An 8,127-nucleotide genomic window follows, 5' to 3' on the forward strand; every position below is an offset into this window, starting at 1 on the left:
ACAATATCGGGCCGCCGGTCACCGCGACGCGCGATGCGGCAACTGCCAAAGGCATCGTCATCAACGGCCTGCCGATTCTGATCAATCCGTCACCAACCTTCAGCCATCTCGACCAGTACTATGCGCAGTGCGTGACCGGAGGGCCTGGTTCCTTTGTGCTGCCGATTTACGCTGCCGCCGAATTTTCTACGGCCATCCGGCGCAAGCTGGTCCTCGAAGTGAGCGGCATTCAAGATGGGACGAGGGACATCCCCGTCGACACTGCTGCGCCTGTCGACTGCTTGAAAGGCGAGCGGGACAGACGGTTTTATTCGGACCCGTATTTTCCGGAGCTCGACCGATAGCTTCGTCGTAGTGACAGCAGTCAGGCCGGACGGGCGTCGAACTTCTGCCGAAACTCGTGGTGAAGGTCGCGACGCCAGCGCCGGCCATAGACATAGCCATTGATCAGTTCGGGCAGCGAGTAGCCGAGATCTTTCGACGAGCGGTTGGCCATGTAGCCCGAGAAGGCTTCCGGAATCCGGCACTTCAGAATATCGGAAATGATCTGCCGCGTGATCATGTAGGGCGGGATATGCGGGTAGGAGCGGGCAATATTCGGGTGTTTGCGCATCAGATTCGCATAGGCTTCGACATAGCCGTCGCGACGTCGCGAAATCGAATTCTCCGAATTGTGCTTCGTCCAGTCGATGTCCTGAGACAATTGCGCGCCAAAGCGCCGGGCAAGCCGCAGCAGCAATTCCCGATCCTGCATCCTGGCGATGTCGCTGTCATAGCCGCCGATGGCCAGCAACGCCTCGCGGCGGGCTGTTATCGCCGATCCCGCGATCAAGATTGTCTCCGCGACCAGCGTTCGTTCCAGCGTGGCAGAGTTTAGGAATGCATCGCGATTGATGCAATCGGTGGCGCGTCCGCCCTTCAGGGAGACATAAGAGCTGATCAGCACTTCGAGCGCCGGATTGGCATCGAACCAGGTCAGGGTCCGTTCGAGCCTGTGCGGCAGATAGACGTCGTCGGAATCGAGGAACGTCACGACGGGTGCCTGCGCGCGCTCGATGCCTGCATTGCGGGCGGCATTGGCGCCTCGCCATTTCGCGCCGACATAGATCAGTCGCGGATCACGAATGCTGGCCAGTGCCGCCGCGGTTCCGTCCGTCGAGCCATCGTCGACGACAATATGCTCGAACCTCGGCATGCTCTGGGARATTACACTTTCCACGGCGCGCAATACCGCCTCGCGCCTGTTGTGAGTCGGCGTGATGACCGTGATGAGAGGAGCGTGCTCTGTCTTCCGGGTCATACTGCGTCAGCCATTTCCAGCGTAAAAAATACGCTTCCTGCCAGGTCTTTCGATCTTCAGGACGGTCAAATGGATCGGCCTTCCATATCCCCCGTATTGGCCACGACGCTACAAAAAACAGACGTACCTGTCACCCCACCGGGATGCTGCTCAATGCGCGTGAAACGACGAATTCCACTATCTAGCGCTTCAACTGCAACACCATTGCCGCGCCCTATGCTTGCGAATCGCCCTTGCGATGAATGACGCGTCTATAATCTGGATGCATTCCACTACGTCAGACGTAATCGCATCGCGGCAGGTGTTTGGGCAGATTGCCGTCGCGAGGCCGGCTGCTCGGCTTCGGTTCCAGAGGGAGTACTGTCATGACTGCTTACGCCGTTGCCCATATGCGCCAAGCCCGGATGGGTCCGCAGATCGTCGAATATCTGCAGAAGATCGATGCCACGCTGGCCCCTTTCGGCGGTCGTTTTCTGGTCCATGGCGGCGAGGTCGAGGTCATCGAAAACGATTGGCAGGGCCACCTGATCATCATCGAATTTCCCGACAGGCAACACGTGCGCGGATGGTACAACTCGGCCGCCTATCAGGCGATACTGACGTTGCGGACCGACAACTCGGAAGCCGACGTGATCTTCGTTGATGGCGTTGAGCATCCGCATAAGGCCACGGATGTCCTTGACCAGGCGTGAAGTCGACAATGGTGCGGCGGGATTACCGTTTCAGCAAGAACACCGCCTGCTGGCCGAAGAAGTTCCAGAACCACCATGGCATCGACAGGCCGATCTTCTGGCCATTGGCGTCGAGCGCGGTTGCTTTTTCCACGGTAGCGCCAAGCTCGTCGCACAGATTGACGAAGTCGCGGATGGTGCAGAAATGGATGTTGGGCGTGTCGTACCAGGAATAGGGCAGGTCCGTGGTCACCGGCATGCGGCCATTGAGGAACAGCGACATGCGGACCCGCCAATGGCCGAAATTGGGGAAGGACACGATGGCGCGATTGCCGATCCTGAGCAGTTCCTTGAGAACCAGCTTCGGGTTGCGGGTGGCCTGCAGGGTCTGCGACAGGACGACGAAGTCAAAGCCCTTGTCGGGATAGAACTCGAGATCCTTGTCGGCATCGCCCTGGATGACGCTCAAGCCGCGCGCCACGCATTCGTTGACGCCACGCTGCGAGAGTTCAAGGCCGCGGCCGTCGACCTGCTTGGTGTCCTGCAGCAATTCGAGCAGCGAGCCATCGCCTGAACCGACGTCGAGCACGCGCGACTGTGGCGGAATGAGGTTAGCGACGACTTCGAGGTCGACGCGCTGGTTGCGGGTGACGTTCATGATGCGAGTCCTCGCGCCCGTGCCGCGGAGCCGATGAAGCCATTGATGGCGGCAAACAGTTCCGGCTCGTCGAGCAGGAAGGCGTCGTGGCCGCGATCGGTCTCGATCTCGACAAAGGATACCGACGCGCCGGCGGCGTTGAGCGCATGAACGATCGAGCGGCTCTCTTCGGTCGGGAACAGCCAATCCGAGGTGAAGGACACCAGGCAGAAGCGGGTTTTCGTGCCGGCGAACGCATCCGCCAGCCGGCCGCCATGGTCGGCGGCGAGGTCGAAATAATCCATCGACCGCGTCATGTAGAGATAGGAATTGGCATCGAAGCGATCGACGAAGGTCATGCCCTGGTGGCGCAGATAGCTCTCGATCTGGAAGTCGGCGTCGAAGCCGAAGGTGAGCGCCTCGCGATCCTGCAGATTGCGGCCGAACTTCCGATGCAGGGCAGCTTCCGACAGATAGGTGATATGGGCGGCCATGCGCGCCACCGCCAAGCCCTTTTCCGGGCGCTTGCCGTGCTCGAAATATTTGCCGCCATGCCAGTCCGGATCCGCCATCACGGCCTGCCGGCCGACCTCATGGAAGGCGATGTTCTGCGAGGAATGGCGCGCGCCGGTGGCGATCGGCAGCGCCGAGAAGACGCGCTCCGGATAGCTCGACGCCCATTCCAGTACCTGCATGCCGCCCATCGAGCCACCGAGGACGCAAAACAGTTTTTCGATGCCGAAATGGTCGATCAGCATCTGCTGGGCGCGCACCATGTCTCGAATGGTGATGATCGGCAGGTCGAGCCCATAGGGCTTGCCGGTGGCGGGATTGGTCGAGGCCGGGCCGGTGGAGCCCAGACAACCGCCGATGACGTTGGAGCAGATGACGAAGAAACGGTTGGTATCGATGATCTTGCCGGGGCCGATCAGCACTTCCCACCAGCCCGGCTTGCCGGTCACCGGATTKGTGCTGCCGACATGCTGGTCGCCCGTCAGCGCATGGCAGACGAGGATGGCGTTGGAACGGGCGTCGTTCAGCGTGCCGTAGGTCTGGTAGGCGATCTGGAACGGCGACAGCAGGGTGCCGGCATCGAGCTTTAGCGGCTTGTCGGGCCCAAAGCGCAGCACCGGGCTCGACGGCTGGTCAGCCTCGTTGTTGGTTTTTCCAGCGCGCAGAGCGGCCATTGCATCCATCTCACACTTTGAATCCGCACGGTGCTTTCGAAATTCGAGGCCGATGCGGTGTCCGGCCGGCGCGGACAACAAAAAACCGGCATTGCAGTCGCAAAGCCGGTTACAGGATGCAAACGGCCCTTTAGCAAGTTGTTTAACGTGGCTGCAAGCCGACCGGCCAAATCACCACGGAATTTCGTACCTCTTCTAGGACTGTGGCGCGCCCGCGTCAACGGCCAGCCGCGGTCCGGAGGTTGCCACCTCTCGACATTGCGGGCCGTGGCTTGTATTTCCGCTGCGGCTTCCAGACGGAAGCGTTCTCGACGGATTTTGCGACATGAGCCAGACACCGGACAAGGCACGTCCAACCCCGCGCGCGGGCATCATGGACATCGACGCCTATGTGCCGGGCAAGAGCACCGCGCCCGCCGGCGTCGCCAAGGTCTACAAGCTGTCGTCGAACGAGAATCCGCTGGGTCCGTCGCCGAAGGCGATCGAGGCCGCGCGGGAGATTGCTGCGAAGCTCGACGTCTATCCCGATGGCACCGCCAGGCGGCTGCGTGAGGCGATCGCCGAGGTGCATGGTCTCAACGCGCAGAACATCATCTGTTCCAACGGCTCCGACGAAATTCTCGGCCTTCTGGCGCAAACCTATCTCGCTCCCGGCGACGAGGCGATTTTCACCGAACACGCCTTCATGGTCTACAAAATCTACATCCAGTCGGCCGGCGCAACTCCGGTCGCGGTCAAGGAGACCGATGAGCGTGCCGACATCGATGCGATGCTGGCCGCCGTCACGCCGCGCACGAAAATCGTATTCCTTGCCAATCCCAACAACCCGACCGGCACCTATGTGCCGTTCCAGGAAGTGCGCCGCCTGCATGCCGGCTTGCCCGGAAATGTGCTTCTGGTGCTCGACGCGGCTTACGCCGAATATGTTCGCCGCAACGACTATGAAGCCGGCATCGAACTGGTCGGCGGGGCCGAGAACGTGGTGATGACCCGCACCTTCTCCAAGATCGGCCTCGGCGGGGCTCGGATCGGCTGGATGTACGCACCGATGCACATCGTCGATGCCATCAACCGTGTGCGTGGCCCCTTCAACGTCAATGCGACGGCGATCGAGGCCGGCATCGCCGCGATCCGTGACCGCGACCACGTCCAACGCAGCGTGATGCACAACGAAACGTGGCTTACATGGTTGAGCGAGGAGTTCGGCAAGCTTGGGCTGCGGGTGACGCCAAGCGTCGGCAATTTCATCCTGATCCATTTTCCCGACGACCAGAACCATTCGGCCGCCGCGGCGGACGATTATCTGACGGCGCGCGGCTATATTCTGCGGCGCGTTTCCGGCTACGGCTTTCCCAACGCGCTGCGCATGACCGTCGGCACCGAAGAGGCCAATCGCGGCGTGGTCGCCGCTCTCACGACATTCCTGAAAAGCTAGAACACCATGACATCACCGATGTTTGAAAAGATCGCGCTGGTCGGCATCGGCCTGATCGGCTCGTCACTGGCCCGCGTCATCCGTCGCGAGGGCCTCGCCCGTCACGTCGCCATCTCGACCCGCAGTGCCGCGACATTGGCGCGGGCGCAAGAGCTTGGGCTCGGCTCCTCCTACTCCAGCGATGCGAAGGAAGCGGTCCGCGATGCTGATCTGGTCATCGTCTCGGTGCCGGTCGGCTCGTCCGGCGCTGTGGCCGAGGAAATCGCGCCGGCGCTGAAGCAGGGTGCGATCCTCACCGATGTCGGCTCGACCAAGGCATCGGTGATTGCGCAGATGCAGCCCTATGTGCCCGATGGCGTGCATTTCATTCCCGGCCACCCACTGGCGGGCACGGAAAAATCCGGCCCAGATGCCGGTTTCGCCGACCTGTTCGACAATCGCTGGTGCATCTTCACCCCGCTGCCCGACACCGACCCGGATGCACTGGAGAGGCTGTCGGAATTCTGGCGCCGTTGCGGCGCCAACATCGACACGATGGACCCGCAGCATCACGACATGACGCTGGCCATCGTCTCGCACCTGCCGCATATCATCGCCTACAACATCGTCGGCACCGCCGACGATCTGCAGTCGGTGACCAAATCCGAAGTGATCAAATATTCGGCTTCAGGTTTTCGCGATTTCACCCGTCTCGCCGCCTCGGATCCGACCATGTGGCGCGACGTCTGCCTGCACAACAAGGACGCCATCCTCGAAATGCTGGCACGGTTCTCGGAAGATCTGGCGTCGCTGCAGCGGGCGATCCGCTGGGGCGACGGCGAAAAGCTGTTCGATCTGTTCACCCGCACCCGTGCGGTGCGCCGCTCGATCATCGAGGCCGGCCAGGACATCGACGTCCCCGATTTCGGCCGTCAGGCGGTCGAGCACCCGGCGAAGGCGTAGGTCGCTTCTTCAGCCTGCTGGCCAGTGGCTTTTCATCATCGCCAGCGTCTCGGCCCGGTCCGGCGCGCCTAGCCGGCCGCCGAAGCGCAGGCATTTGAGCGCGGCGGCCGCACTGGCAAAGCGTAAGGCCTGCTCGACCGGCATGGCTTCCGCCAGTCCGACGGCGAAGGCGCCGTGAAAGACATCGCCGGCGGCCAGCGTGTCGACCGCATTGATTTTCGGCGCCGCGACATGTCGCGATGATCCCGTCGCGCGATCGAACCACCAGGTGCCAGCCGCGCCGCCGGTAACCGCGACAAACGCATCGCCGCGCCGGGCGAGTGCCTCACAGGCCTGGCGCGAATCCAGTTCCGCGCCGCACAGTACGCGCGCCGCCGGCTCGGAAGCCACGATATGGGATGCCAGGGGCAGCAGCAGTTCCAGCACGTCCCTCGACGCGGTATCGGCATCAAGGATCGCCGGCCGGCCGATGGCGTGCGCCGCCTCCAGGGCAAGCGCTGCGGCACCGGGCCAGCGGACATCGGCCAGCACGGCATCGAATGCCGAGAGGTCTGCGAGCGGCAGAGCCTCGGGATCGGCCTGGGCCTGGCTGTCGTAGAACGGCACGATGATGCGCTCGCCATGCGCGTCGACCAGGATCGAGGCCAGCGCCGAGCGGGCGCCACTGACGCGGCGCACGAAGCTGCAATCGACGCCTTCTGCTTGGATCCCGGCGATCAGCTGATCGCCGACTGAATCGTCGCCCGTGCTCGCCCACAACGAAACATCGGCGCCCAGGCGATGTGCAGCGCAGGCCGCGCTCGTCGCCATGCCCGAAGCGATCTGGACGCCGTCGGAGGCGATGAACTTGCCTTGGTGGCCGGGCAGCGTCTCGACACGCAAGATCGTATCCAGCGTCAGCGCGCCGACACTCAGCAGTCTCACGGGTTTTGCCATCGATGCGCTATTCCACCGGCTTGATCTTGCCCAGCGGAATGAAGCCGAGCGAGGCCTTGCCCTTGACCACCTTGAGCGGCATCGACGGCTGGTTGCCGAGCAGCGCCAGGCCAGCAAAGCCCTGCTCGATCTGCGTTTTTTGCTCGGGGATGGCACCGCCGAGGATCGCCGCCACGGCCTTCGGATCCTTCAGCGTGATCGTCAGGTCGGCGTCGATGAGACCATCGGCATCGACCGACAGCGGTCCGGAAACGGTGACGCGCGCCGTGCCTGACGACAGGTCGAGGTTGTGGATCTCGATCGCCTGGCCGCGCAGGCTCTTCACTTGCCTGCCGATCAGCGCGACGCCATTCTTCAGCGTCACGTCGCCGCTGGCATCGAGCGCCGGCAGCACCCGTCCGCCGATCGCCTCGGCATCGATCTCGAGATCGCTGAAATTACCGAGATAGTTGATATCCCCACCTTTCGGCTGCAATTGGCTGTCCGCCTTGCCGGCACTGAACAGTTCGACCGGATCGGTGTCATCAGCGGGATCGGTCTGGCCGGACAGGCCCTCGGCCTGCAGCGAAATCCGCCGTGGCAGCGGCCATGACAGTTTGACGTTGGCTTGCAAATTGTCCCAGTCGATCCACAGCGGCATCATGCCTGGAACGGAGGTCCTGAGCGGACCGCGCAGATCGGCCACCGGCGACAGCGGCTGGATGATCTGGGCGACGGCATTGAAGCTGCCGGCCGAGGCGGCGATGTTCCTGGCATCGTCCTCATAAGCGAGATTGTCGCAGGAGACGGCAAAGCTCAGCGGATAGCCGCTGACCTGGAGATTGGCACAGCCGGCCTCGACGCCACTCTTGTTGAGCGAGGCAACCGCCTTGTCGGCTTCACTTCGGACCCGGTCAGCCAGGTAGAACCAGCCAGCGCTGTAAATGGCGAACAGCACGACAATGAACGCGGCAAGCCAGAACAGGAGGCGTCGGCGCTTCGGTTGGCGTTCGTCACTTGACGTCATGCTTTGGCTCTCG

Annotated in this window: 9 protein-coding genes and 1 riboswitch; of the genes, 4 read left to right on the plus strand and 5 right to left on the minus strand. The window is 62.5% G+C overall.

The genetic code is table 11. The annotated features are described in order from the left end of the window. Nucleotides 1–344, plus strand: a 344-nt coding sequence (locus ACXJ7R_RS18915) for a DUF1194 domain-containing protein (RefSeq protein WP_457153176.1), incomplete at its 5' end; no start/stop codon positions are given. Nucleotides 345–364: 20 nt separating this feature from the next. Here the strand turns inward: ACXJ7R_RS18915 and ACXJ7R_RS18920 are convergent. Next, nucleotides 365–1,300: a glycosyltransferase family 2 protein gene (locus tag ACXJ7R_RS18920; protein WP_457153177.1), complete on the minus strand. Its 936-nt coding sequence runs from the start codon at nucleotides 1,298–1,300 to the stop codon at nucleotides 365–367. A gap of 365 nt (nucleotides 1,301–1,665) precedes the next feature. Between ACXJ7R_RS18920 and ACXJ7R_RS18925 the strand changes: the two genes are divergently transcribed. Further along, on the plus strand, nucleotides 1,666–1,992 hold the full coding sequence (locus ACXJ7R_RS18925; protein ID WP_457153178.1) for a DUF1330 domain-containing protein: 327 nt from the start codon (nucleotides 1,666–1,668) through the stop codon (nucleotides 1,990–1,992). A 22-nt stretch (nucleotides 1,993–2,014) separates the two neighbouring features. On the opposite strand, the gene metW is transcribed toward ACXJ7R_RS18925, so the two are convergent. Then, nucleotides 2,015–2,629, minus strand: coding sequence for a methionine biosynthesis protein MetW (gene metW, locus ACXJ7R_RS18930; protein ID WP_095084894.1), 615 nt, complete (start codon nucleotides 2,627–2,629; stop codon nucleotides 2,015–2,017). Continuing rightward, entirely contained in the window at nucleotides 2,626–3,795 is a 1,170-nt protein-coding gene (metX, locus tag ACXJ7R_RS18935) for a homoserine O-acetyltransferase MetX (RefSeq protein WP_457153179.1), read from the minus strand. Before metX ends, metW begins: the two co-directional genes overlap by 4 nt. A gap of 110 nt (nucleotides 3,796–3,905) precedes the next feature. Beyond that, nucleotides 3,906–3,983, minus strand: a riboswitch (SAM riboswitch). Nucleotides 3,984–4,120: 137 nt separating this feature from the next. Here metX and hisC point away from each other — a divergent pair. Next, nucleotides 4,121–5,230, plus strand: a complete 1,110-nt coding sequence (gene hisC / locus ACXJ7R_RS18940) for a histidinol-phosphate transaminase (RefSeq protein WP_457153180.1) — start codon at nucleotides 4,121–4,123, stop codon at nucleotides 5,228–5,230. 6 nt (nucleotides 5,231–5,236) lie between these two features. Then, on the plus strand, nucleotides 5,237–6,172 hold the full coding sequence (locus tag ACXJ7R_RS18945) for a prephenate/arogenate dehydrogenase family protein (RefSeq protein ID WP_457153181.1): 936 nt from the start codon (nucleotides 5,237–5,239) through the stop codon (nucleotides 6,170–6,172). 9 nt (nucleotides 6,173–6,181) lie between these two features. Here ACXJ7R_RS18945 and ACXJ7R_RS18950 read toward each other — a convergent pair whose 3' ends face one another. Both ACXJ7R_RS18950 and ACXJ7R_RS18955 read right to left on the minus strand, forming a co-directional pair. After that, nucleotides 6,182–7,108, minus strand: coding sequence for a sugar kinase (locus ACXJ7R_RS18950; protein WP_457153182.1), 927 nt, complete (start codon nucleotides 7,106–7,108; stop codon nucleotides 6,182–6,184). A 7-nt stretch (nucleotides 7,109–7,115) separates the two neighbouring features. Continuing rightward, entirely contained in the window at nucleotides 7,116–8,114 is a 999-nt protein-coding gene (locus ACXJ7R_RS18955; RefSeq protein WP_457153183.1) for a DUF2125 domain-containing protein, read from the minus strand. Between the last annotated feature and the right edge of the window lie 13 nt (nucleotides 8,115–8,127).

It is taken from the genome of Mesorhizobium sp. P5_C1 (genome assembly GCF_054049815.1).